Consider the following 26121-nt stretch of genomic DNA (forward strand, 5'->3'; position numbering starts at 1 on the left):
TTCCGTTCTTGACTATTAAAGATAGGAGATAATTCTTATGCAGAAATATGCTGATTATATCAAACAGATAGAGATTGAATCTCTCTGGAGCGGTACCAAACATATTCTTTGGAACCTCGACCGCCGTGTCAATATCCTGAGTGGTGTAAACGGCGTGGGCAAGAGTACTATATTGAATAAGGTGATAAAGGGTCTGGCGGCTGGCGGCGAATTTCCTAGTCACATGATCAAAGGTGTGCATCTGAAGGTGGAGCCGGAGGAGTCAAAGTGGATTAGATATGATGTAATCCGCTCGGTAGATAGACCATTGATGAATGCCGAGATGATCAACAAGATAGACCTTACCCTGGTTACCGAACTCGACTGGCAGCTCTTCCAGCTGCAGCGCAAGTATCTGGATTACCAGGTGAACATCGGCAACCGCATCATCGCCGTGCTTCAGAGCGGCGAACCGGATGCTGCCTTCAAGGCTCAGCAGCTGAGCGAACCGAAGAAGATGTTCCAGGATATGGTAGATGGTCTTTTCAAGGATACCGGCAAGACCATTATCCGTACAGCCAACGAAATCCGCTTCAATCAGATAGGCGAGCAGCTCCTGCCTTATCAACTTTCGGCTGGTGAGAAGCAGATTCTTGCCATCCTCCTCACCGTGCTGGTGGAGGACAACCAGTCATACATCCTCTTTATGGATGAGCCGGAAATCAGCCTTCATTTCGAATGGCAGAAGCAGCTCATCGGTCTGGTGCTAAAACTCAATCCGAACATCCAGATCATCATGACCACCCACAGTCCTGCTGTGGTCATGGACGGATGGACCGATAGGGTGACGGATGTGAGCGACATCACGATATAAGTGAAAAAGAAGTATTATGGCTAAACGTTTAACTGATAATATCAATTCTCAGTTCTTCGAGGCAGCCAACAGGATGACCTCGAAGAAGGCTCGGCGCAAGATTGTGGCTTACGTTGAGAGCTATGATGATGTCTTCTTCTGGCGTTCTGTACTGGGAAAGTTTGAAAATGAAAAACGCTATTTTGATATCATGCTGCCTACCCGTAACCAGCATTTAGACCGAGGCAAGAAGGCTGCAATCTCCAGTATGCTGAAGGGAGTAGGTAGGGATATGATAGCCTGTGTAGATGCCGATTACGATTATCTGCGTCAGGGCTCAACCGAGTCTTCCAAGCAGATGTTGGAGAATCCTTTCATCTTCCATACCTATGCCTATGCCATTGAAAATTTCCAATGTTATGCCAGAGGATTGCACGAAACCTGTGTGATGGTGACGCTCAACGACCGTCGCATCTTCGATTTCGAGCGTTTTCTTGAGTCCTATTCCCGTACCATCTGGCCCCTCTTCTTATGGCACATGCTGTTTTATGTGCGTCATCGCAAGATGTCGATGCATTTTGATATGGCGGAGTTTGATAAGGTCATCATGCTGCCTTCTGTCCGAATCCAGGATCCTAAATGGGCGATAGATTATTTGGGAAAGAAGGTGCGCGCAAAGCTGTTCCAGCTGGAGTGCCGCTTCAAGAAGTTTAAGGATGAGTTGGATGATATGGCTCTTTACCTCAACAATCTGGGTGTAAACGAGAGCAATACCTATTTATATATTCAGGGGCATCATCTCTTCGACCTGGTAGTTAGTCCTATCGTCCAGAGCGTCTGCGATGCTTTGCGCAACGATAGGGAGAACGAAATCCGCGACCGTGCCCTCCATTCCGAGCAGGCCCGCACCGAAATGGCATGTTATGAGAACAGTCTGGGCAAGGTGAAGATGATGATGAAGAAGAACACCTTCTACCAGTTCTCTCCCGAATTCCAGAAGATACAGGCGGATGTGGAAGAATATTTGGAAAAATAATATGAGTAAGAAGCTACAGTAGGTAGATAACTGGATAATAAAAAAACGTCCAACAGGTGTTGTGGGGGGTGTAATTTAAACTGTGTCAAGGCTTGTTCTTAACTTTCATTCCCACTCCCTGCTGGGGGCATGCCCCCAGCAGGGAAGCCTTTTCGGCTGCAAAGTTACATAATTTTAAATCTATCTCCAAATTTTATTGCCAATTGTTGAGAAATTTGTCCCCAATTTGCCAGTGACATAGTCCATTTCTTACGGATGTTGCGATAAGCTAAGTACACAAGCTTCTCCAAAGAATTATCCGTAGGAAAGACCCCTTTAGTCTTTGTGACCTTTCTTACCTGTCTGTGATACCCCTCAACCGTATTGGTCGTATAAATGAGTTTACGGATGGCTGGAGTATATTGGAAATATTCTGTCAGACGTTCCCAATTGTCACGCCATGACTTGATGACAATTGGGTACATCTCTCCCCACTTAGACTCTAACAGGTCTAAATTAGCAGCAGCGGAGTCTTTGTTTACTGCACCATATACTGTTCTTAAATCCTTGATAAACTCCTTTTGATGCTTACTGCCAACATACTTGATAGAATTGCGTATCTGATGGACAATACAGAGCTGCACAGAACTCTCAGGAAATACGCTTTGGATGGCATCCGGGAAGCCTTTGAGACCATCAATACAACAAATCAAGATGTCTCGAACACCACGGTTCTGAAGATCCGTAAGAACTTCTAGCCAGAAGTTAGCTCCTTCACTCTTAGACACATACATACCTAACAGTTCTTTTTGGCCTTCCTTGTTGATGCCAAGAATGTTGTAAATGGCTCGTGTGACAGCTCTGCCATTCTCATCCTTTACCTTATAATGGATAGCATCAAGCCAGCAAATGGCATATACAGGATCGAGCATGCGAGACTTCCAGGCGGTGATTTCGGGTAATACACGGTCTGTTATAGAGCTGATAGTATCGGCTGATAGAGTTGTGTTGAACTCACGCTCAAAGTAGCTGCTGATGTCACGTGTGCTGGTGCCCATGGCGTACATCTCAATAATCTGGTCTGCCATGCCATTGGCAAGAATAGTCTCACGCTTCTTTACGGTCTCAGGTTGGAAAGTTCCGTCTCGGTCACGAGGAGTCTCTATAGTGACCTCACCATATTTTGTTTGAACCTTCTTACTCATCTTACCATTACGACGATTGCCGGAAGAGCGTTCCTCGTCACTTAAATGAGCGTCCATCTCACCTTCGAGAGCTGAGTTGAGAATACGCTCTAACAATGGAGCTAATGCTCCGTCCTTGCCAAATAAGGCTTCACCACTACGCAACTGCTGAGCTGCTTTCTTGTAATCAATTTCTAAGTTGTCCATAATATAAAAACTGTGTTAAACTACTTTTATTGTAGCTTGACACAGTTTAGTTTACACTCTCGTGTTGTGCGATTGCACATCAACTGTTGGACGTTTACACATCAGCTGTTGTGCGGCTGAAGAAGGCTATATATCGTCAACGACATATGTTAATTCTTCGACCGACTTCTTATACTTGTTTCAAAGACTTGATTTGTATGCTTTAAAAGTTTGATATGTATGTTTCGAAGAACTATTCTTCATAACCTTTGTCTGCCAATTGTTTTAATGCAACATCTGCTTCATTGAAGGTTTCCTCGTATATGGAGTTTAGCAATGATGCCTTGACCTTGACAAGTTTATAGTAAGCTTCTTTCTTGGTACGCTCATACTTTTCGTCATCAGTAGGGCTGGTAAAAGTCTTCTTTGCAGTTTCTGCTTCAGTCGTGATGGGTTTCCAAATAAGTTGTCGCAATTGGTCTCTTTGCGACTTCACATTGCCTGCAGTGGCTTGTGGCATGTTCTCTATCGTAGAAGCTAATTTGTTATATTGCTTGTCTACTAAAGTCTGCACTTCGTTTTCTGTCTTTTCTTCTGTTTTTACTTCTTCATCTGAGCTGGTGTTTGGGACAGATGAAGTATAGTTCTCGAAAGAATCGTCAGGGATAGGGTCAGCTACATGGAGGCTGTTCAGTATATGGATATAGGCATTTTTCTTTTGTACGAAAGCCTTGATGGCATTCTGCTGCTTTTCAGCTAAAGCCTTTGAATCTTCTCCTCCTTCACCATCATTGAATTGGCAGTTTATTGGCGTCCATACTAACTTTGTCACACGATAAGCACATTCTGTATAATTTTCTGTAGTAGGGGCAGGCATACCATCTATTACCGCAGTCAATGAATCTAACTGTGTGGAGATGGATGTCTCTATTTGTTTATGTGTCTGTGAAGTGTCATAGAATAAATATCCAAAACCTCCTGCAAGTCCTCCAAAGAACAAGACGGCAAAGATACCTATCATCCATCCACTAACGTTTTTTTTCTTACTTTGTTTTTGATAGAAATCCAATAGTGGCATAAAACGAGGATCTCCTGCCATTCCTGAATTCTTCACCTTGTCTATACAACGGCAGAATAGTTTCCAATATGCCTGTTGCTCTGTATTGCCATGTCTGTCAGCATTTTGTTTAGAAAGCTGCATAAGTTCCAATACATCTTCCAACGAATTGGGAATAGGATAATTCTCAATAAAAGACACTCTCTTGGTTTCTAACATAACCTCTGTAAACATATTTCCTCCTTGAAGTTTTTGGAGGCCTTCATTAAACTTCTCTGTAGTTTGGTTGGCATTGACATTTCTGAATTCATAGCCACATTCTTCACATCTCAAAGCACCTGTTTTGACGGGAGCTCCACAACTTGGACACTTCACTATATTACCATTTTTTGATGGGTTGTTTGACTTCTTCATTTTTGTTAGACGTCCTTCCACAACAACCATCACCTCGTCAGGGTCTTCACCACATGCTTGTGCACGTTTGCGAAGTATGTTGCGTTCCTGTTCGGTAATAACACCATCGGCAAGTACGCCGTCAATAAGTTCTTCTAAATCTTTTGTGTACATATTTTCTTCTGTTTAAAGTTTCTTGATTTGATTCATTCTGTAAAGTATAACTATATATATCAGCAACAAAATGCCATTTATAATAATGTAGTATGGCATTTTTATGCAGATGGCTGCAAAGCAGAAATGGCTGATGAGAAAAACAAATAGGAATAGGGACGACATAATCTTGATATTTATTCCAAGTTTATTGGAATCATATTGCAATCCTACTATAGGAACAAGAACTGCCGTGAAGCATGTTGTGCTGGCGATACCGCATACGATGTCGTTTTTCTCTCCTTCCGCTATGCTGAAAGCTAAGTAGCCTATTAGTACAGCCATCGCAATAGCTATAATAGTGAGCACAGTGTTAATCCTCATAATTGTGATATTTTTTGTTACATATTTGTTGGCAATGGCGGTGGTGACAGAGCCACAATTTTGAGAATAGCGGGTATCTTCTCTATCGGCTGCCAATTCTGCATGCCTGGCATCCATGCCAAGGTATCTTTGGTTACGGTCTTGTTGGTTACCAACTGAGAAAATTCGCTTTCACTTAGTGGCCCTATGGAACTTCCTTCTATTGCCACATAGATAGTTGTAGGCGATGGTGTTGCAGAAATCGTCTTTATCGAACCTGGTACATACATGTTCTGCATGCTTTCGTTCATGACGTTGACCATCTGCCGTGCCATTGACATTCCCAGACCGAACTCTACGAGCCGGTCCAGGGAAAGAAAATTGTCATTGTTCATATTTGTTGTATTTTATATTATTGTGCAGGAGGAGGTGGAGGGGTTCCCATATCACCAGGAGTTGGAGGTGGTGGACATGTTGGGGCAAACAGGCTACTTAGTTCCTGTACGTTGCCAGCCAGTTCCCATTGAACCATGCCCTGTTTCCATACGTATGTTTCTTTGGTGAGTTGTCCCATTTGTGCCATTTGTTGTAGTTGAACCATCTCGTAAGGTCCCATCTGTTGTCCGTTGACTGATAGCATATACTTTATGTTAGGCATAGGTGGAGGCGTGTTCATTGCATTTTGCATTTGTTGTCCCATGTTGTTCATCATGCCAGCCATTTGGTTGCCGAGTGCGCTTCCCATCATCATGCCTGTCATCATTCCTGCGGGGTTCATGGAATTGTTTCCTCCGCTTCCCATATTCATGTTTCCCATCTTTCCTAAATTCTGTGCTGTAGTTTTTAGAACATCAGCCTGTAATCCGGCAGAGAAAGCACCCATGTTGTTTTGCTGGGTCTGCAGATGTTGGGCATATTGTCCCTCCTCGCGTTGTATTCTCATAGTCTCTTTCATATTCTCCATGTTAAGAGCTTGAGTATCCTTGAGATTTTGAATGTTGAGGTCGGCTTGCGCATGCATGGTTTTTGCCGTGATGTCACCCGTTAGTCCTTTTACTTGCAGATAAGCTTCTGATTCTTTGTCGATTTCTATAGCACCGATGTCGAGATGTTTCATCTTTACGCCAAACTCGTCAATTCGATCCTTTAAATTCTTTTCAAGGAAATCACTGATTTCATCTATCTTGCGTTCCATCTGTACTACAGGCATTCCGAGATCTGATGGAACATTGGTAACAAGTCCTTTTATTTTTCTTACCAGTACGTCCTTAATCTGTCGTTTGAAGGCATCAAGGCTGAAATCGATAAGTCGGTTGAGTTTAATGAAGTTTTTATAATCCTCCAATGCAAAAGTCAATGTACCACGCACTGCCACAGGAACGGGATAGTCGGGAAGACGAGGGTCTGCCACGTCGAAGTATGGTACGGCGAACCTAACCTGATTGCTGCCTTGAAGATTGAGGTAATACACTTCTGCCTGGAATGGTGATTCTCCACCAAATGCCATTCCTACAATGCTGCTAAGAACCGGGAAGTTAGCAGTCTTGATAGTGTCATCGTATGGCCCAACGATAAAATCCTGGCAAGGACCATTTTTCTGTTTGTACACAAAGACCGCAACCTCTCCGTCCTTTACACGAAGGCTGCTGCCGTAGCGAATAGCATTTTCCCTACTTGTAGAGTTGACTTCCTGTCCTAATGGTCGCCATTTCCACACCAAATACTCTGTTTCATCGCAGCGGATGACATTCATCAGTCCGCCGCCTTTACCTTTTCCAAATAATCCCATAAGTTTTTATTTTACATGTTGAAGTCTTTCTTGTCGTATGTCGCACCATTCAGTCCCATGCTGGTAATGGTAGATGTATGGATGACCTGTTTCGTGTCATCAAACTTGACATCGTTGGCATATTCTATCAAAGCCACAGAATTTTCAGTCAATAGATCATACTTATACACATTGTAGAAAGTGAATCGTTGTTCATCCGGTTCTGTAACGTTGGAGATAATATACACGTAGTGGTTTTGGCATCTGATGTCCTCGATTTTGCCTTCAAAATTTTTGGATGAAGGACTTTTGCTCTCGTCATTCTCATATACCATTATCATATTGTCGAAAGCGTTCACGGTGAAGACTCTACCATTCACATTGATTTCACCATCCAATTTCTTGTTGGTAACCTGCCTGGTAGCAATTTTTCTTGTTGCTTGCTTTTTTCCAATAGACTTCTTTGTAACCTGTTTCTTTACCCCTTTTTTTTGTTGTGCGTTGGCAGTACTTTCTTTTGTCAATTTTGTTGTAGATTCAGAAGTGTAGATTTCTTCTGCAATCGCCAGAGAGGTAACTTGTGGCATAAATATTAAACTTAATGCCAGTGATGACACGAATAAACATTTTTTCTTTTGTTTCATATTTTTTTCTTTTATAGTTTATAAGAATTAATCTTGGTCTATTCTTCTTCGTAACATTTGATAAATTGCACGTTCCTTCGTTCAACTTTTGACAAACGTGATGTGACGTCTGTATATTTTGGGGCGTACCAACTCATATTGTTAAAGTAGTTCCGGAGATCTGCACTTTTGAATATGTAGCCATGTTTTGCATATAACCAGTTGCGAAGAATACGTAGGTCGTTCTTGGACATGCCTACTATATCTTGATGAACAAGTTCTCTTGCAGATGCTTCTTTGGCAACAAATTTCAGTCGACCTGTATCGTAGTCATCGTTCTCGTTACTATCGTCTGCCTCGCTGATGTCGTTTTCTGAGTTGTCATCATTATTATTAGTCGATTTCTCTGCCATGGAACTGTCTGCTTGTTCGTTAGAATCCGTTGTGTTCTTGTTTGCCTCGTCTGGAGTATTAACTACGATTTCCGTACTATCTGTTCTTGTTGTAGATTTTTCTGTTTCTGACGAAGGTTGGAACAAGGAGACAACCCCCAGTAAGAGAACTGCTATAACAGGGGAAAAGACAACAATCAAAACGGCAATAGCCAATAGACGTGCCCATTTGTTATGGACTATCAGTTGTATGAAGTCTTTGAAATTGAAACCATCGTCTGTTGGATATTCAACACTTGGTTTATCAATTTTCTGCTTCTGGCTGTCTACACGATATGCCGTGGCGTTATTCAACATCTGGTGTTGTGCCAGATAGATATATCCGTCGATGACAATATCCAATTCTTCGTCATCGATTTTATATTTTTCAGCCTCTTCATGAAGTTCTTTGCGCTGTTGTGGTGAAATGTTTCCATTTCCGACATATCGCTTTATCTTTGATTCAAATTCTTTTGAGTACATTCTTTTAGATTTTGAAATTAATATTTTTTGTTGTCATCTTTGCATTCCTCGTGGTAGTACTTCTTGTTTTGAACGGCATTGGAATTTTCGAGCCGGTTGTATACCCCACACCAGAATATCATTTTTCTGAGTTTGAACTGTAATGTTGTGGCTTTTTGGTCTTTGCGAATATTGTCTTCTTTGGCATATATATAATAGGTACGCCATAACAACCACCACCAAAACTTCTCATAATGATAGATGTTCTTATATGGGAAATAGTAGTTCTTTCGTGAAGCGTATTCTCCCCCGTTCTTGTACTCATGTGCTGAAAGGCACAGACCATCGTTGGTCATCACCACGACATCTGCACCGAAACACTTGAACCAAGGCCAAGTCTTTCTCTTTTGTGCTAGTCTTCCTAAGATTCCATGTTTGTTTAGCTCATCCTTGATGATACTGATGCAATCTGACTTGGAATATTTGAAGTGTGTCATGATATTTTGTATGCCAAAAAGATTAATGGTCTTTCCAAAGAATCCCCAATCGAAATCGGCTACTCTCACATCATCGTAAGGAAGATAAGTGCATTCTGTTTTGAGAAGCGATTTGCAATAATAGATGATAGCTTCTTCCGTAAGAGCGATGCGCTCTTTTTTGAACCAGTTTGAAGGAATCACATATTTGGAAAGGGAAAATGCAGGCTTAAATTCATGTAGCTTTTCTGCTCCAATCTTCGCTTTATGGTTCTTGCAGTGTTCCTCTAAAACTTCGGCTTCTTGATGTTTGATGGCATCAATTTCTATCTGGTCATGATAGCCAAAATAGATGTTGGTGTTTCTTGTATTTATGTCTTTACAGAAGAAGGCTACTTCTCTAACAGGAACACACGTTCTCCATTCCGTTCCTCCGAAACAGTTGTGGCTGAGTGTGATATAGTCGTTGTTTACCCACAAGAAAGGCTGGGTAAGTTTATGTTGCTTGGTGATTTGACTTTTTATGAAACGAGAGTCTGGCCAGGAAAAACGAGCAAAGTTGTTGATACAAACGTCTCTGACGTAAATAGCGAAGTCTTTTTTGAGTCGAACATTCCATTGGTTGTCATAAGCACCAAACTCAGTTCTTTTGCGAATTCCTATTTTGCTAAAGACATCAAAATAAATCATGTCATCTAATGGTAAACTGCGTTCTTTTGGTTCTCCCCATAAAAAATAACGATGTTTTCTTCTTGCCTTAATACTTTTGCCATCGCAATAGATTTCCTGCACCCAAAACCTTGAACCATTAACATATACACGTTTAAGGAAAAACGACTTGTGAAATTCCTTATCCGTTGTGGTTTGAATGGTATGACGTTTCTTGGCAAGGGCGGTAAAGATTAAGCTGTCAACCTCTTCCTTGGATGCCCCTTCTTTCTTAGCTCGCTTATAGATAACATGCCTTTTGTGGTTGTCAAACTCATTTGGCTCGATAGCAAGATAGACTAGTTCTTTCAGTTCCTCTGAGCACATAGTTTTATCCTATAATTTGTGTCCTATGGCTCCAATTCAGACGGTTATAATTAGGTTATGTGCCAATATGCACGAAAAAGCGTGAAGCCTACTGTTGCTCGCTCCACCTTTGAGGCCTTAGGACTTGCCTTTCACGTCAGAACAAGCAACGAGACCCCACGCCGATATGTGTAGGTATACTCCCATATAGACAGCTCTTTGGGAGCTGTCTAATGGAAGGTACATATATACATACCCATAGGCATCATCGTTGCATGGTTCTTTGACGTGAGATTTGGAGTGTCCTAAGTTCCAAAGGTCAAAAACCAAGCGCAATAACGCTTTTTTATGTTTGCCCTTAACAAAGTGTCACTCTTTTAAGCGACTTCTGTATAGGGCTGTTTGCTGTCATATCATACAGTAAGTACGAAACAGTACTGCAAAAATAATAAAAGTTACCGAAATAACCAAAAAAAATACGGAGAATTTTTGAAAATGAAGGTAAAATACAAACTTCTATGCATGTAGATGTACTTTTTATCTCGCATGCATTATTATATAAGGTGAATTTGTTTTATAATTTGTGTTTGGGCTAAATGTGAGTCACTCGAAAACCGGTTCCAACTCAATGAAACCGGTTTTCGAGTTCTCGTTTTTACAGTGCCTTCAGCGAGAAGGCATAGTCGTAGTCTATTCGTCCATGACTGCCTATGTTGTCGAGCCATGCTGCTTCATGATGGCTGATTTCCGAGATTGTGTTTGGCGTTTCATTCTTGAATGTTTCATAGACCTTAGCGAGACAACTTAGTTCTTCTTCACTGAGACTTGCTTCGTCAAATTCCAATGCTGACACAAGTTTTGTTCCACTGTTTCCATTCTTGCTTTCGATAGGCATTTGCTCTATATCATCCACGAGACTATACACCCGGTCCCATCGCTCTGGGACTGGTCCGTAAGGTACTGCCTTAAATACTAAGCCTGTCAATCCTAATCCTCTGCTCCTGTAGGCAAGAAAGTCGGCATAGAAGAGAAGTTTGTTCATTTGTGTAACGAAGACTCCGTTAAATTTCTCTATGAAGTACAGCATCGTGTTTTTTAATTTGCTTATTGAAGGCAGGGCATAGCCATTCCATTGATTTCTTCCATCGGTAGTAAAAATCAATTGTTTGATAAGTTTCGAGGTGTTTGATTCATATTCTAATTCCTCGATACACAACATAATCTTGTCGTATTCCTCTGTATTCAGTAAGTTTTTGGCAGCTTCAACAAATGTGGCAAACACTGCAGGTACTTGTATGGTCTTCAGTATCCTTCCGTTTGTAAGACTTGGCATATCACCATTCTCGTACAGTCGATATTGGTTTTCACCGAACCCCAATATCACTGACATCTTGGTGGCCGACAGACCATATTTTCTGCGTATACTGCGTATCTCGTCAGGGAATGGAATTCCATACTTAGTACGATATTGATTATATATCTGCATTGTATTGGCGGTATCCAATTCTGTTGTTGTAAACAGTTCGCGTGTATCTACGCACTGATAGCTAAGAAAAGTGTATTCGAACTTTTCTTTTCTGAAAACTGCTGTTCGTTTCTCCGAATGCAGTACTACATTTCCTCCTGTAAATGGACTTTTCATCATTTCTTCTTTTATTTGAATTGATAAACCAGTTTATACTCTGCGACATGGAAAGAGATGCACACGGCGCTATTGTTAGCGATGCCCATCGAAATTTTGATATAGACATCCTGCGATTTTACTTTCTTTCCAAACACCCATAAATCTGCCACTTTGTTAAGCGTGTCTTCTAAGGGACCTTCTACGAAATCATCAACTTCTAGGTTCTTGATGATTTCGAGACGTTTGAGGGCTGTAATTTCCAAGTCCAATAGGGCTTGAGTATTTTTTCCTCTATCGTCACGGAAGACTATGCCAAATATTTTAGCTTTGTCCTTGAAACGCTTTAGAAATAGCGAGACTTCATCTTCTTTATTCATTGTTTGATATTTATTTTGTGCTGCAAATATACATTAATTAGTTGAAAAATACAAATTATTTTTCGCTATTTTCAACTTTTTAGTTGAAATTATTTGTTTTGGGATATTGAATGGAAAAAGTAAAAAGGGTAAAAAAGTAAAAAGAAAGCAGGCAGATGACATCCCGCCAGGCTCTTTTTACCTTTTTACTTTTTTACCTTTAAATTTATACGTATGTCTCCAGGAACTTCAAGGTTCCTTCTATCTTCAATGTCTTGGTGCTGGCAGGAACAACGATGCTTTCGCCGCCCTGGAGCGTAATCTCGTTACCCTCGTTGTCGGTAATCTTAGACTCACCCTTCAAGCCAATCAGAATCACGAAGCTGTCCAATTCTGAATAATCCAGCGTCATTGGCTCATCGAGATCATAAACGGCTGTGGTGAAGTAAGGACACTGCACCATGCTTACACCCTGATTCTTGGCAGGAGTGTAGTGCTGGCGATAGTCTGGCAATACGGTGTAGTCGATGCACTCAGCAGCCTCCTTGGTGTGGAGCTGACGATAGTTGCCATCCTTGTCCTTGCGTTTGAAGTCGTAGATGCGATAGGTAACATCGCTGGTCTGCTGAATCTCGACAACGAAACAGCCTGTTCCGATGGCGTGAATTCTGCCGGCTGGGATAAAGAAGCAGTCGTCCTCCTTCATGTTATACTGAGCCAGGGCATCGGTGATGGTATCGTTCTCTACCATCTCCTTGTACTGCTCAGGAGTAATCTGCATCTTCAAGCCGTTGTAGAGTTTGGCATCCGGCTCGCATGGCAGCGCATACCACATCTCGGTCTTGCCGCGTTCCTTACCTTGCTTCTTGGCAATTTCATCATTAGGATGCACCTGGATAGAGAGGTCGCGGTTGGCATCGATAAACTTGATGAGCAGTGGAAACTCATTGCCGAAACGCTTGTAGTTCTCTTCTCCGAGGAAGCTTCCCTTCCGTTCTGCAACAACCTCGTTGAGATTCTTGCCCTGCATCTCGCCATCGGCTACGATGCTTTCATTTCCTGGTACTCCAGAGATTTCCCAGCTTTCTCCCACATTCTCTTGCTTTACGTCGAGATGCTTGAAAGTGATAATCTTACTGCCACCCCAGATGGTGGATTTTAATAGCGGTTGAAATTTTAATGGTTTCATTATTACCTATATTTAGTTTATAAATGTACTCTTCAGTACGGTTTCTTACTCTCCGGTAAGGCTCTTGCTGAACCTATACCTTATTATATATAACGCTTTTTGTGCGAAATATACTTAGTCTAGTAAGCGTATTTCTTACTTCAAATATCAACTTCTCTTTTATTTTCTAACTCCCCCTCTGGGTATGTTAGTTCTCTCTCCAGAATGCTGGTGTAAAGATAACCAGCACACTGAATATTTCCAGACGACCGATGAGCATCATCAGCGAGCAGAACCATTTTGCCACATCCGGCAGTTCGCTCCACGACATGGTTGGTCCGATTTCCGTACCCAGCGTAGGTCCCACATTACCCACACAACTCAGGGTGATGGTGATGGCATTTGTATTGTCGATGCCCATGGCTATCATCGTGAACGATATCACCAGACAGATGATGAGATAAGTGGTGAGGAAGGCAAGCAGCGTAACACGCTTCTGCATCGGTACGTTCACACCATCAATCTTCAATGGCAGCACGGCGTTAGGATGCAGAATCTGGCGGAATTCATTCTTCACCATTCTTACCAGCATCACGCCACGGATACATTTCAAACCTCCACTCGTACTGCCCGAGCAGGCTCCGAAGAACATGCAGGCTGCCAATACCACCCAGGTAACATGAGGCCACACAGCAGCATCGTCGTTAAACAGACCGGTGGTGGTGATGAAAGAAACCACCTGGAAGATAGCACTTCTGAAGGCATGCTCCACATCGTAGTTGCGCATCACCATCAGCTCTACCATGATGAAGGCGCTGAATGCAGCAACCATGAATGCATAGAACTTAAACTCTGAGTTCTTGAACAGATCCTTGATTTTAAACTTGATGACGGCTGCATAGAGCAGGGTGAAGTTCACACCCGACAGGAAACAGAAGAACGTACAGATGTATTCCAGCGCTGGTGAATGGAAGAACTCGGTACTGCTGTTGTGGGTAGCGAAACCACCCGTTGCCGTCGTGCTCATCGCATAGTTGAAACTGTCGAAGAGATTCATTCCTGCCACATAGTAGGAGGCGATGCAGGCGATGGTGAGCATCAGATAGATACTCCATATCCATTTGGCCGAAGTGGAAAGCCGGGGATGCAATTTCGTTTTGATAGGTCCTGTTGCCTCGGCAGCAAACACCTTGGTCTGTCCTCCTACAAGCGATGGCAGCAGGGCGATGGTGAAGAACACGATTCCCAGACCGCCTATCCATTGGGTGAGCGAACGCCAGAAAAGCAGTCCGTGGGGAAAACATTCTACATCGTCTAATATCGTGGCTCCCGTTGTCGTAAATCCCGACATGGTTTCAAAGTAGGCATCGGTAAAGTTGTTGATGTATCCACTCACCATGAAGGGGAGGGTTCCGAAGAAACTGAATACAATCCATGAGAGCGTTACCACGAGATAGGCATCACGGCGCGACATTGAGTTATCTGCTCCGTGTCCTCGCCATTTCAGCACCAGTCCGCCTCCGATAGTGGTAAGTGTTGCCACAATGAAGGCAAAGATGTCGTCCTGCTGGTAATAGAAAGCTACCAGCAGACTGACGAAGAGCAGGAATGCTTCTATGAAAAGCAGTTGCCCTAAAATCTTATATATTAATTTTCTGTTTATCATATATGAAGTATTTCTCTATCTCCTTCACGCTTAGATGAAGTATTTCTCAATTTTCTTCATGTTGATGTTGTGGCAGAAAACCATCACCGAGTCGCCCGGTTCTATCTGTGTATTACCCGAAACGAGCATTCCTTCTTCACCGCGAACCAGTCCACCGATGGTTACACCGATAGGCATGCCGAGTTCCTTCACCGGTTTTTGGGTTACCTTCGAACCTTCTTTGGCTATAAACTCAGCCACATCGGCGTTAGCGCTCATCAGGAATCTCACGTTCATCACGTCAGCATCAAGCATCATCTGGTAGATGTAGCTGGCGGCAATCATCTTCTTGTTGATGATGGTACCGATATCCAGACTCTCTGCCATGCTCACGTAGTCTACGTTTTCTACGGCAGCCACCGTCTTGCGCACACCCATTCTCTTGGCGGTAAGACAGGCCAGAATATTGGTTTCGGCGTTACCGGTCAGTGCCACGAAGGCCTGGGTACTGCGGATACCTTCTTCTACGAGTAGCGGAATGTCGCGTCCGTCACCATGAATGATGAGCGTCTTGTTCTCATCGAGAATATCGTTGAGATATTCGCAGCGCTCCTCGCTCATCTCGATAATCTTGCATTCCATATATTCCGGCATCTTCTTCACGGCTCTTACGGCTGTGCGTCCGCCACCCATAATCATCACGTTCTTCACATCCACATAGTGCTCCTTGCCTACAATCTTGCGGATATATGGGATATAGTTGCGGGTGGTCATGAAGTAGGCGAGGTCGTAGAGTTTCAGCTCGTCGTTACCGCCAGGGATGATGGTATCGCTGCCTCGCTTGATGGCTACCACGTGGTATGGGTCGTTAGGACCGCTGATGTTCTTGAGCGGTTCGTTCAGTATCTCGCATCCTTCGCGCAGTTTGATGCCGAGCATGACGAGTGCGCCGTCGTGTACATCCCAGCGTTGGCGTACCCAACTCATTTTCAGTCCGTTATTGATATCTACGGCTGCGAGCATCTCCGGATAAATCAGTTTGCTGATACCTAATTCTTTGAAGAATTCCTGAGCCTGCTGATCCATATATTCCGGATTATCCACACGGGCCACCGTTCTTTTGGCACCCAGGTTCTTGGCAAGGATGCTAGCTGTGATGTTGGTACTTTCTACCGGAGTAACGGCAATGAAGAGGTCGGCATCTGCAACCCCCGCATCGCGTAAGATGTGAAGACTGGTAGGCTTGCCCAGCATGGTGAGCAGGTCGCAGTCGGAGCCAATGCTTGCCAGGCGCTCTTCGCTTTCATCGATGAGCGTAATCTCTTCATTGCTGCGTGACAGGAGTCTCGCCAGGTGAGTACCTATGGCATATGCGCCAGCTATGATTATTTTCATTTCTTAATTGCTTCTTTGATTGATTCTTTATCGAGATGCACGATTTCCCTGAGCTGTGCCACGGTTCCGTGTTCCACAAACTCATCTGGCAATCCCATTCGGGTCATCTTTGGCTGATAGTCATGGTCGTTCATCCATTCCAGTACGGCTGAGCCCATACCGCCCATACGAACGCCGTCTTCGATGGTGATGATGCGGCTGAACTTTTCGCCCACCTCTTTCAGAATGTCTTCATCGAGTGGCTTGAGGAATCGCATATCGTAGTGGGCGATGCTCATTCCGGTTTCGGCTTCTACCTCAGCGATAGCTTGAGCGGCATCGTTTCCGATAGGACCGATGGTGAGAACGGCCACATCGGTGCCGTCTTTCTGCTTTCTGCCGGTACCGGTCTTGATTTCCTCCATCGGGTTGCGCCAGTCTACGAGCACACCCTTGCCTCTCGGATAACGGATAACATAGCTGCCATGACCTGGCAACTGGGCTGAATACATCAGGTTGCGCAACTCATGTTCGTTCATCGGAGATGCGATGGTGAGATGCGGAATCGGACGGAGAGCCGCCATGTCGAAGGCACCATGATGGGTTGGTCCGTCTTCACCTACCAGTCCGGCACGGTCCAGACACATGATAACCGGCAGGTTGAGCAGTGCCATGTCGTGGATGATGTTATCGTAGGCACGCTGTGCAAACGAACTGTAGATATTGCAGAATGGGATGAGTCCGTCTTTCGCCATACCTCCAGAGAAGGTGACGGCATGCCCCTCGGCGATACCTACATCGAAGGTACGGTTTGGCATCGCCTTCATCATGATGTTCATGGAGCATCCTGTAGGCATGGCTGGCGTCACACCTACAATCTTCGGGTTCTTCTGAGCCAGTTCCAGCAGCGTCTCACCGAAAACATCCTGATATTTAGGAGGCTGGTTGCTGGTATCGGCAATGATTCTCTCACCCGTTTCCGGATCGAATTTGCCTGGCGCGTGCCAGATGGTAGCACTCTTCTCGGCTGGTTCGTAACCCTTTCCCTTGGTGGTATGCAGATGCAGCAGCTTAGGACCCTTCATGTTCTTAAGCTGTTTGAGCACTCTCGCCACTTCCTTCACGTCATGACCATCGAAAGGTCCGAAGTAGCGGATATTCATACCCTCGAAGATGTTCTGCTGATGACTCAGTGCCGACTTCAGTGCATTGTTCAGGCGCAGGATGCCCTTCTTGCGGTCTTCGTTGAGATAGCCTTTGGAGTGCAGCCACTGCGATGCCTTGAAACGGAGGCGGTTGTAGGTCTCGTTGGTATCGAGGTTCAGGAGATATTTCTCCATACCGCCCACAGCCCGGTCGATGCTCATATCGTTGTCGTTCAGGATGATGAGCATGTCGTTAGGTGTACTTGATACGTTGTTCAGTCCCTCGAAAGCCAGTCCGCCGCTCATGGCTCCATCGCCAATGACGGCTACCACGTGCCTGTCGGTATCTCCGTTTTCGCGTGCGGCAACGGCCATACCGAGTGCTGCGGAGATGGAATTGCTCGCATGTCCGCAGGCGAAGGTATCATATTCGCTTTCTAAAGGTGTAGGGAATGGACGGATGCCGTGCAACTTGCGGTTGGTGCAGAAGTTGTCGCGGCGTCCTGTTAATATCTTATGTCCGTAGGCCTGGTGTCCCACATCCCATACAATACGGTCGTATGGGGTGTTGTAGATATAATGTAGGGCTACGGTTATTTCCACCACGCCAAGAGAGGAGGCAAAATGACCGGGGTTGACGGCAACCTCGTCGATAATGTCTTCTCTTAACTCTTTGCAGACTTGTGGCAGCTGGTCAATGCTCAGCCGTCTCAAATCTTCCGGGTATTTTATACTATTTAATAGACTAAACTTGTTCTTGTCCATGTTTTCTTCGTGAAAATCTTGTGCAAAGATAATGCTTTTTTCCTATATAAAGCACTTTTGAGGCAATATTTTCGCTTTTTCCGATTATTCTTTGTATTTTTGCAAAGGAAAATTCTGAAAAAGGAATGAAATCCGGAATTAGTTATATAACAATAAGCAAATAAATACCTTTATCGTGATGAGAAAAAATGTATTACTTTTGGGAGCCATGATGATGGCTTCCATGTCTCTGATGGCGCAGACCAAGGGTGGCGGCATCAGTCAGTCTGCTCTCCAGCAGATGGAGAAAAACCAGCAGGCAGGTGTAGCCAACAAGGCACTCTTCAATGCTATTGCCAACAACAGCATTGATGACCTTGTGAAGAATCATGCCAACGAGGTCCCGGTGGATACTCATTTCAGCATCGAGACTCCTTCGCAGAGCATTCACAACCAGAAGAGTTCGGGCCGCTGCTGGATGTTCAGCGGTTTCAATGTGCTCCGTTCCAACTTTGCTATCAACGACAAGCAGGGTAGAGTGGTGGAGTATTCTCAGGATTATCTCTTCTTCTATGACCAGCTGGAGAAGGCTAACCTGATGCTTCAGGGTGTTATCGACCTTGGCAAGAAGAGCATCGAGGATCCTCAGGTGCAGTTCTTCTTCAAGAATCCGCTCAATGATGGTGGTACTTTCTGTGGTGTTGCCGATTTGGCAAGCAAGTATGGTCTTGTACCTATGAGTGCCCAGCCTGAGACTTACTCAAGCAACAATACTTCCAAGATGAGCCGTCTCGTAAGCAGCAAGCTCCGCGAGTATGGTCTGGAACTCCGCAAGATGGTGGCTCAGGGTAAGAAGTCGGCAGCTATCCAGGCTCGCAAGAACGAGATGCTCGGTCAGGTTTATCACATGCTGAGTCTTACTCTCGGTGAACCGGTAAAGGAATTTACCTATGCTTTCCGCGACAAGGATGGCAAGCAGATTGGCGAGGCGAAGAAGTATACTCCTAAGAGTTTCTATGAGGAAACCGTAGGCAAGGACCTGAACGGTACCTTCCTGATGGTGATGAACGATCCACGCCGTCCTTACCACAAGACATACGAGGTAGAGTACGACCGTCATACTTATGATGGTCATAACTGGAAGTATCTGAACCTGCCTATGGAGGAGATTGCCCAGCTCGCCATCGCCTCTCTGAAGGACGGGCATAAGATGTATTCAAGCTATGATGTGGGCAAGCAACTTGATAGAAAGCGCGGCTATCTGGCACTCGACAACTTCGACTATGGAAGCCTCTTCAATACCTCATTCCCAATGAACAAGGCTGACCGTATCGCTACTTTCGATAGCGGTTCTACTCATGCCATGACGCTGACAGCTGTAGATCTCGATGCCAATGGCAAGCCTGTAAAGTGGAAGGTGGAGAACAGTTGGGGTGCCGACAATGGTTTTGCCGGTTGCTTCATCATGACCAACGATTGGTTCAACGAGTACATGTTCCGCCTGGTGGTTGACAAGAAGTATGCTTCTGAGCAGCTCTTGAAGGAATTCGACCAGAAGCCAACCATGCTGACTCCAGATGATCCTCTGTTCCAGTTGGAAGACTAATTCATCAAGAAATATAGATTTAAACCGTATTTTTCTCGAGAAAAGAGAAGAATACGGTTTATTTTTTGTATTTTTGTACCCGAAATAATGGTAAGAACGTTATTTATATAAAAGTTATATAGATTATGTTAGAGAAAAGTAAGCGTGAGCGCATTATTGCGCTCGTTAATAAAGAGGTGGTTCCTGCCATCGGCTGTACCGAACCGATGGCTGTGGCACTATGTACAGCCAAGGCTGCTACTACATTGGGCAAGCGCCCTGAACGTATTGAAGTTCTTCTGAGTCCTAATATGCTCAAGAATGCTATGGGTGTCGGCATTCCTGGTACGGGTATGATCGGCTTGCCTATCGCCGTATCGCTGGGGGCGCTCATCGGAAAGCCTGACTATCAGCTGGAAGTGTTGAAAGACCTCACTCCCGACAGTCTGGAGCAAGGCAAACAATATATCAAGGATGCGGATATCAACATCAAACTGAAGCAGGGTGATGTGGATAAACTCTATATCGAAATCATCTGTCATGCCGGTGAAGACCAGGCTACGGCAATTATCTCCGGTTCTCATACCCATTTTGTGTATGTTGAGCGTAATGGTGAGGTGGTGCTCGATAAGCGTGGCGGTACTGTGGACGATGAGGCTGATGACGACATCCAGCTCAATTTCCCGATGGTTTACGAGTTTGCAACAACAGCTCCGCTCGATGAGATTTCTTTCATTCTCAAGACCAGAGACTATAATATGAAGGCTGCCGAGTTGAGTATCAAAGGCAACTATGGTCACTGTTTGGGCAAGACGATGGACCGTCCGTTGAGTCATGGTATCTTCGGCGATAATATTTTCTCGCATATCATCTCCCGCACCGCTTCAGCCTGCGATGCCCGTATGGGTGGCGCCATGATTCCGGTGATGAGTAACAGCGGCAGCGGCAACCAGGGCATCTGTGCAACGAATCCTGTGGTGGTTTATGCGCTGGAGAACGAGAATACCGAGGAGGAAATGATCCGTGCCCTGATGCTCAGTCACTTGACGGCTATCTATATCAAGCAGAGCTTAGGCAAACTTTCAGCTCTTTGCGGTTGTGTGGTAGCCAGTACGGGCAGCAGTTGCGGCATCACCTATCTGATGGGTGGCGATTATACCCGCATCTGCAATTCTGTCAAGAATATGATAGCCAATCTCACCGGTATGATTTGTGACGGAGCGAAACCAAGTTGTGCCCTGAAGATTTCATCAGGTGTCAGCACCGCTCTTCTTTCTGCCCTCCTTTCTATGGAAGGCAAGTGTGTCACCTCTGCCGAGGGTATCGTAGATGATGATGTGGATAAGTGCATCCACAACCTCACGAGCATCGGTGCCGATGCGATGAGAGCTACTGATGATATGGTGCTTGATATCATGACACATAAATAATATAGCTTTTGATAAGTTATTTAAATAGTCTTAGAAACCTGTATTATTTACCTTTTAAATATTGTTTCGTAAGGTTGCCGGCAGCTGTCGGCAACCTTGCTGGCATATGCCGACAATGCTGCTGCCATATGCAAGCAACCTTGCTGACGGCTGCCGACAATTAGATAGATCTACTTCTTCATGCCGATAGATACAGTTCCTGTGGCTAATTCACATGCTTGCAATGGATGATAAAACAAAGCTACAATGGACTTAAAGCATGATGTTTATACCATACCAATATTATGTATCTTGCGTATCGTTATCATCTTATTCCTAAAATTAAAAGATATTAAAAAATGGCTTTTTCTTGGAGATAATCGCGGATATGTGTATATTTGTACCATCTGATAATCGCGGATAGGTGTAAAAAATGGGGAATATTAATCGCGGATAGGTGTATTTATCTGATATTATTAATCTAGGATAGGTGTAAATTATGAGAAGAAAAGTATATGATCAACTCAAGAAATGGAAAGAAGAACAGAACGGAGAAAGTGCTGTTCTCATCAATGGTGCCCGTCGTGTAGGAAAGAGCTATATCGTAAAGGAATTCGCCCGAAAAGAATATAAAAGTTATATTTTACTTGATTTCAATAAGATAGGAAAGAACATAAAATCCTTGTTCGAAACCTATCTGGATGACTTGGATACATTCTTTATGTATTTAAGCAGTTTCACTAATACACCTCTATATCCAAGAAAATCAGTTATAATCTTTGATGAGGTGCAATTGTATCCTCGGGCTCGTACAGCTATCAAGTATCTGGTTGAAGATGGGCGTTACGATTATATAGAGACTGGTTCGCTTGTTTCTATCAAAAAAAACGTAGAGGATATCATGATTCCTTCTGAGGAGGAAGAAATATTGATGTATCCTATGGATTTTGAGGAGTTCTTGTGGGCATTGAACAATGAAACCCTGATGCCGCTTATACGAATGAACTTAAAGAAAAAGCATGAGATGGGACAAATGATGCATCGCATGACAATGGACTATTTCAGACAGTATCTCATAGTTGGAGGAATGCCACAAGCTGTAGCTAAATTTGTAGAAACCAGAGATTTCAATAAGGTGGATCGAGTGAAGCGCCAAATTCTTACCTTATATCGTAACGATATTCAAAAGTATGCTTCAACCTATGTATTTAAAGTTACTCAGATTTTTGATACAATTCCTTCTCAACTTCAAAAACATGAAAAGAAATTTCTGTTGAAGACACTCACAGAAGGGGCGAGAATGCGAGATTATGAAACGGCTTTCTTTTGGCTGTCAGATGCCATGATAGTCAATATGGCCTATAATACGACAGAGCCAAGTATCGGTCTTGGCATGAATACCGATGATACGACATTGAAATGCTATATGGCTGATACGGGCTTGCTCATCAGTCATGCTTTACCTCAGTTCGGGATAACGAGCTCTATCTAAATGCTTTATAATGTTTTTATATAAGGGACACAGAGGCTTGGCAACCATCTATATATCTTGGATGGTTGCTGAGACAAAATCCTCATGTAAAATATGCAATGTTAGAAAAGACTAAGCTGTTTCGTATCTTCGATAACGTATCCAGTAAGTGCCTTGGGCTTGTTGTCAAAGAAACAGTATGCCCCTAATGCAGAAATAATATTTATGATGAAATTCGCAACAGACCTGTGACGTGAATGTACTATCTGAGCCGTATTTTTCAACAGGTCATTAATCGTTTCAATGATGTATCTTTTGCGTAGCATCATCTTGTCATAGAACGGCATTAGTTTGTTCTTCATGTTCACTCTCAGTCCTGTTACCAACTGGATGCCTTCCTCAAAAAGCGAATCGAAAAGTTTTTGCGAGATATAGCCTTTATCTGCAAACAGCTTACCATACAGACGTTTAGCCAACACATCGAATACCGTTGGATCTTTGTCGCTAACGTTTGCACCAGTGAGAACAAAAGCAATTATCTCACCTCTATCATTACAAGCCAGATGTAGCTTGAACCCATGACACCATCCCATTGTTCCCTTTCCGTTTGTGGCAATGCCTTTGAACACTTTGTTGGCATAACGCCTGAGATTGTGGCATATTGGTATCATGGTTGAATCAACAAAGGTTATACCTGTACATCTGCCAAAAGCACGGAGATTCAGGAAGAACATAAGAGGGAAGAATACGCGACTTTCAAGTTCTACAAAACGGTTATAAGACACCGCATTTGGAAAATATGACTTCAAAGTTCCTCTAATAAAAAATAGGTAATAATGCTTGAAGTTTCGGAACGAGCCGAAATGGAAATACAGCAAAATCGTCATGATTTCACTATCAGATAAAGAGGCTTTACGTCGTCTGCGCTTTACTCCATCTTCACCCAAAAGCAATTTTCCTGCATTTTCAGCATCAAAAACTTTGTAAAATTCATCAATAATACAAAATAATTCTGTAACTTTGTCCTTGGTAATCTCCATAATGATATCTTTTTATGTTTGTAACTAATTGGATTTCAACTACAAAGATACAAAAAATATCGGAGATTACCAACTTTTTTAGGCACTATTTCTTATCCCGAACTGAGGTATGCTTTCAATGAAAATACGATAGTATCTGAAAACTTATATAACAAGCTTCTGGTAGATAAGCTGGAGTTCAATGGCGGAATGATAGTTGAGAATATAGTTGCTCAGATGTTACGTTCGGCAGGGCATAAGCTGTATTTCTTTTCCAAATATAGTAAGGAGAATGCCCAGGAAAGGATGGAACTGGATTTCCTGATAGCCAAAGATACAATAACGTCAAAGCATAATATTTCACCGATAGAAGTGAAGTCTACTAATAGATACACGCTCACTTCTCTCAAAAAGTGCATCGCTAAATATGGTTGCTATCTGGCAACCCCGTATGTTTTGCATACTGCTGATTTGAAAGTTGAGGAGGGGATTACTTATTTGCCATTGTATATGACAGGGTTATTATAAGTGGTTTTAGTTGAATAGAAAAGGCTCGCAAGAATTCGAAACTTTTTGCGAGCCGTTTTATTATAGTGATGCAAGTAAATTCTTCACTCTTCACTCTTCGTTCTTCACTCCCAATTATACGAGTGTTGCAACGATTTCCTCACGGGTTCCTGGCAACATATCGATGACAGGAATCTCTGGCATGGTGTAGCAACCTGGCTGCAGACGGAATGAAGCACGAGCTACGTTAACCAATACCTGAGCGGTGAGGGCTGGGTTGTTGATTCTCATGTTGAACTCGAAACGCTGGTTCTGGGTCTTGCCAGATACACCCTTGCGAACGAGGTTCACACCATGACCCATATCCTTTACGTCATCTACAGATGCTACGGCAAATACGTGGGTCTCATCATGAGCGAAGTATGGATCAGCCTTGATTTCGGCTGTTACATCCTCAAGCTTGGCACCTTCTTCCAACTCTACGTATACCATACGGCGGTGGATACCCTCACCCAATGGGATGGTTACAGAGAGCGCTTCCTTTACGCCCTTCTTGCCACGAACACAAACTGAGTGCCCCATACTCATACCAGGACCGAAGTTGGTATATGTCAAACCCTTAGGAGCAAGGCTCTCCATCAGAACACGTACGATAGAATCAGAACCTGGGTCCCAACCAGCAGAGATAACGCTTACCTTGCCAGCCTTCTTGCAGTTCTCCATCTGCTTAGTACGGTAGTCGAGGATGCTGGTGTGGATATCGAAGCTGTCTACGGTGTTGATACCGAGAGCAACGATTTTCTCTGCATACTCAGGGCAAGAGCGGGTAGGGGTTGCGAGGATAGCAACATCTACATCCTTCAACTTGGTGATGTCATCTACTACTTCATAGTTTGCCAACTCAGCTGGTTTGTCCTTGGCACCCTGGCGACGTACAATACCTGCAATCTCAAAGTCAGGAGCTGCTTCGAGTGCCTCAACAGTAAACTTACCGATGTTGCCGTATCCTACTACGGCTGCTCTAAATTTCTTCATTGTCTTATTTCTTTTATTTTGTTGTTTTAATTTCTTTTATTTGTTGCGGTTTAGTCATCCAACGGATATGTTTTCCGCTCTTCATTCTATTTCCGGTTGCAAAAGTATAGCTTTTTCTTGAAATACGTGACGTTTTAATAGAATTTTAACTTATAAAAGTTGCAAAAAGTAGTAAAATCATAGTTTTTAGGTATGAATAAGCGGAGATTTGTAAGGTATCTGCTGCAAGAGCCTTACAGTTTCGTTATTTTGTTGCGAAACATCATACTTCCCCTTTCCGATACCTCCCGATGTGCTTTGAATTACGTCCTGACGTAGCTTTTGCTGCGTCCCGACGTCTCTGGCTCTGCGTCGGGACGTATGACATGCTACGTCGGGACGTAATTTTATGGAACTCTATTACAATAATCCCGCCCTTCGCACGTTATTAATATATTAATTTAATTAGGAGAAAAAGAAAATGATAGAATATATTCATGGCGATCTGACAGAACTGACACCTGCGCTGGCTGTTGTTGAGACAGCGGGAGTGGGCTACGGACTCAATATATCGCTCAATACATATACTGCCATTCAGGGTAAACAGGAAGTGAAACTCTATGTTCACGAAGTGCTGGTGGCTGGTGGAAGAGATGACTCTTTCACCCTTTTCGGCTTTGCTACCAAACAGGAACGTGAACTCTACCGCCTCCTCATCACCGTTTCAGGAGTAGGCGGAAATACAGCCCGTATGATTCTCTCTTCACTCTCGCCACGCGAACTCTGTGAAATCATCTCTACAGGTAACGACAAGGTGCTGAAAACCGTGAAGGGTATTGGACTGAAGACAGCACAGCGAATCATCATCGACCTGAAAGATAAAATCGTGAGCCTCGGCATCGCTGACGAACTGCCAGCCAGCGGAGGCAATGTGGTGATGGTAAACAATGACGTAAAGGATGAGGCGGTAAGCGCCCTCACCATGCTCGGCTTCTCGCCGGCACCATCTGCCAAGGTAGTAGTAGATATCCTCAAGTCACAGCCTGATCTCCCCGTAGAACAGGTTGTGAAACTGGCATTGAAGCAAATCAAATAAGTTAGGA

General features: G+C 43.8%; 22 protein-coding genes. 7 read left to right on the forward strand and 15 right to left on the reverse strand.

Features of this window, described 5'->3' with window-relative positions:
• Positions 1–37: 37 nt before the first annotated feature.
• Together RCO84_RS16390 and RCO84_RS16395 are read left to right on the forward strand one after the other, a co-directional pair.
• Positions 38–853, forward strand: coding sequence for an AAA family ATPase (locus RCO84_RS16390; protein ID WP_287797653.1), 816 nt, complete (start codon positions 38–40; stop codon positions 851–853).
• Between the two features lie 16 nt (positions 854–869).
• Positions 870–1868 (forward strand): DUF4435 domain-containing protein, encoded by a 999-nt coding sequence (locus RCO84_RS16395; RefSeq protein ID WP_317585757.1) that lies wholly within the window; start codon positions 870–872, stop codon positions 1866–1868.
• Between the two features lie 164 nt (positions 1869–2032).
• Here RCO84_RS16395 and RCO84_RS16400 read toward each other — a convergent pair whose 3' ends face one another.
• From RCO84_RS16400 to dxs, 13 genes are all read right to left on the reverse strand, one after another.
• Entirely contained in the window at positions 2033–3238 is a 1206-nt protein-coding gene (locus tag RCO84_RS16400; RefSeq protein WP_287854567.1) for an IS256 family transposase, read from the reverse strand.
• A 232-nt stretch (positions 3239–3470) separates the two neighbouring features.
• A complete protein-coding gene (locus tag RCO84_RS16405; protein ID WP_317585759.1) occupies positions 3471–4841 on the reverse strand; it encodes a hypothetical protein in 1371 nt (456 codons plus the stop codon).
• Positions 4842–5221: 380 nt separating this feature from the next.
• Positions 5222–5578 carry a DUF4339 domain-containing protein gene (locus RCO84_RS16410; protein ID WP_287773365.1) on the reverse strand — a complete coding sequence of 119 codons (357 nt, stop codon included), beginning with the start codon at positions 5576–5578 and terminating at the stop codon, positions 5222–5224.
• Between the two features lie 17 nt (positions 5579–5595).
• Positions 5596–6972: an SPFH domain-containing protein gene (locus RCO84_RS16415; protein WP_287797660.1), complete on the reverse strand. Its 1377-nt coding sequence runs from the start codon at positions 6970–6972 to the stop codon at positions 5596–5598.
• 11 nt (positions 6973–6983) lie between these two features.
• A complete protein-coding gene (locus RCO84_RS16420) occupies positions 6984–7595 on the reverse strand; it encodes a hypothetical protein (RefSeq protein ID WP_287797662.1) in 612 nt (203 codons plus the stop codon).
• Positions 7596–7633: 38 nt separating this feature from the next.
• Positions 7634–8488 (reverse strand): YARHG domain-containing protein, encoded by an 855-nt coding sequence (locus RCO84_RS16425; RefSeq protein WP_317585765.1) that lies wholly within the window; start codon positions 8486–8488, stop codon positions 7634–7636.
• A 17-nt stretch (positions 8489–8505) separates the two neighbouring features.
• Positions 8506–9978 carry a hypothetical protein gene (locus tag RCO84_RS16430; RefSeq protein WP_317585767.1) on the reverse strand — a complete coding sequence of 491 codons (1473 nt, stop codon included), beginning with the start codon at positions 9976–9978 and terminating at the stop codon, positions 8506–8508.
• A gap of 634 nt (positions 9979–10612) precedes the next feature.
• Entirely contained in the window at positions 10613–11602 is a 990-nt protein-coding gene (locus RCO84_RS16435; protein ID WP_287797670.1) for a type II toxin-antitoxin system antitoxin SocA domain-containing protein, read from the reverse strand.
• 8 nt (positions 11603–11610) lie between these two features.
• On the reverse strand, positions 11611–11958 hold the full coding sequence (locus tag RCO84_RS16440) for a toxin (RefSeq protein ID WP_153082102.1): 348 nt from the start codon (positions 11956–11958) through the stop codon (positions 11611–11613).
• Positions 11959–12163: 205 nt separating this feature from the next.
• On the reverse strand, positions 12164–13126 hold the full coding sequence (locus RCO84_RS16445; protein ID WP_317585769.1) for a type I phosphomannose isomerase catalytic subunit: 963 nt from the start codon (positions 13124–13126) through the stop codon (positions 12164–12166).
• A gap of 187 nt (positions 13127–13313) precedes the next feature.
• Positions 13314–14771: a TrkH family potassium uptake protein gene (locus RCO84_RS16450; protein ID WP_234563851.1), complete on the reverse strand. Its 1458-nt coding sequence runs from the start codon at positions 14769–14771 to the stop codon at positions 13314–13316.
• A gap of 30 nt (positions 14772–14801) precedes the next feature.
• The gene (trkA, locus tag RCO84_RS16455) at positions 14802–16145 is read right to left on the reverse strand and encodes a Trk system potassium transporter TrkA (protein ID WP_118154795.1); all 1344 of its coding nucleotides are present in this window, start codon (positions 16143–16145) and stop codon (positions 14802–14804) included.
• Positions 16142–18034: a 1-deoxy-D-xylulose-5-phosphate synthase gene (dxs, locus tag RCO84_RS16460; protein WP_317585771.1), complete on the reverse strand. Its 1893-nt coding sequence runs from the start codon at positions 18032–18034 to the stop codon at positions 16142–16144. The genes trkA and dxs overlap by 4 nt, the downstream gene beginning before the upstream one ends.
• Positions 18035–18212: 178 nt before the next feature.
• Here dxs and RCO84_RS16465 point away from each other — a divergent pair, with 178 nt between their 5' ends.
• The 3 genes from RCO84_RS16465 (at position 18213) to RCO84_RS16475 (ending at position 22499) form a co-directional block, all read left to right on the forward strand.
• Positions 18213–19619, forward strand: coding sequence for a C1 family peptidase (locus RCO84_RS16465; protein WP_317585773.1), 1407 nt, complete (start codon positions 18213–18215; stop codon positions 19617–19619).
• Positions 19620–19744: 125 nt separating this feature from the next.
• Complete coding sequence (locus RCO84_RS16470) at positions 19745–21028, forward strand: L-cysteine desulfidase family protein (RefSeq protein ID WP_317585775.1); 1284 nt, start codon at positions 19745–19747, stop codon at positions 21026–21028.
• 478 nt (positions 21029–21506) lie between these two features.
• Positions 21507–22499: an ATP-binding protein gene (locus RCO84_RS16475; protein WP_317585776.1), complete on the forward strand. Its 993-nt coding sequence runs from the start codon at positions 21507–21509 to the stop codon at positions 22497–22499.
• Between the two features lie 101 nt (positions 22500–22600).
• Here RCO84_RS16475 and RCO84_RS16480 read toward each other — a convergent pair whose 3' ends face one another.
• On the reverse strand, positions 22601–23518 hold the full coding sequence (locus tag RCO84_RS16480; RefSeq protein ID WP_118142112.1) for an IS982 family transposase: 918 nt from the start codon (positions 23516–23518) through the stop codon (positions 22601–22603).
• Between the two features lie 171 nt (positions 23519–23689).
• On the opposite strand from RCO84_RS16480, the gene RCO84_RS16485 reads away from it, so the two are divergent.
• On the forward strand, positions 23690–24025 hold the full coding sequence (locus RCO84_RS16485) for a DUF4143 domain-containing protein (protein ID WP_373690171.1): 336 nt from the start codon (positions 23690–23692) through the stop codon (positions 24023–24025).
• 114 nt (positions 24026–24139) lie between these two features.
• Here RCO84_RS16485 and RCO84_RS16490 read toward each other — a convergent pair whose 3' ends face one another.
• Positions 24140–25039 (reverse strand): diaminopimelate dehydrogenase, encoded by a 900-nt coding sequence (locus RCO84_RS16490; RefSeq protein ID WP_317585777.1) that lies wholly within the window; start codon positions 25037–25039, stop codon positions 24140–24142.
• 460 nt (positions 25040–25499) lie between these two features.
• Between RCO84_RS16490 and ruvA the strand changes: the two genes are divergently transcribed.
• Entirely contained in the window at positions 25500–26114 is a 615-nt protein-coding gene (ruvA, locus tag RCO84_RS16495) for a Holliday junction branch migration protein RuvA (RefSeq protein WP_144151116.1), read from the forward strand.
• Positions 26115–26121: the final 7 nt, after the last annotated feature.

Origin of the sequence: Segatella copri, assembly GCF_949820605.1 — a bacterium.
In the GTDB taxonomy this organism is placed as follows: Bacteria; Bacteroidota; Bacteroidia; order Bacteroidales; family Bacteroidaceae; genus Prevotella.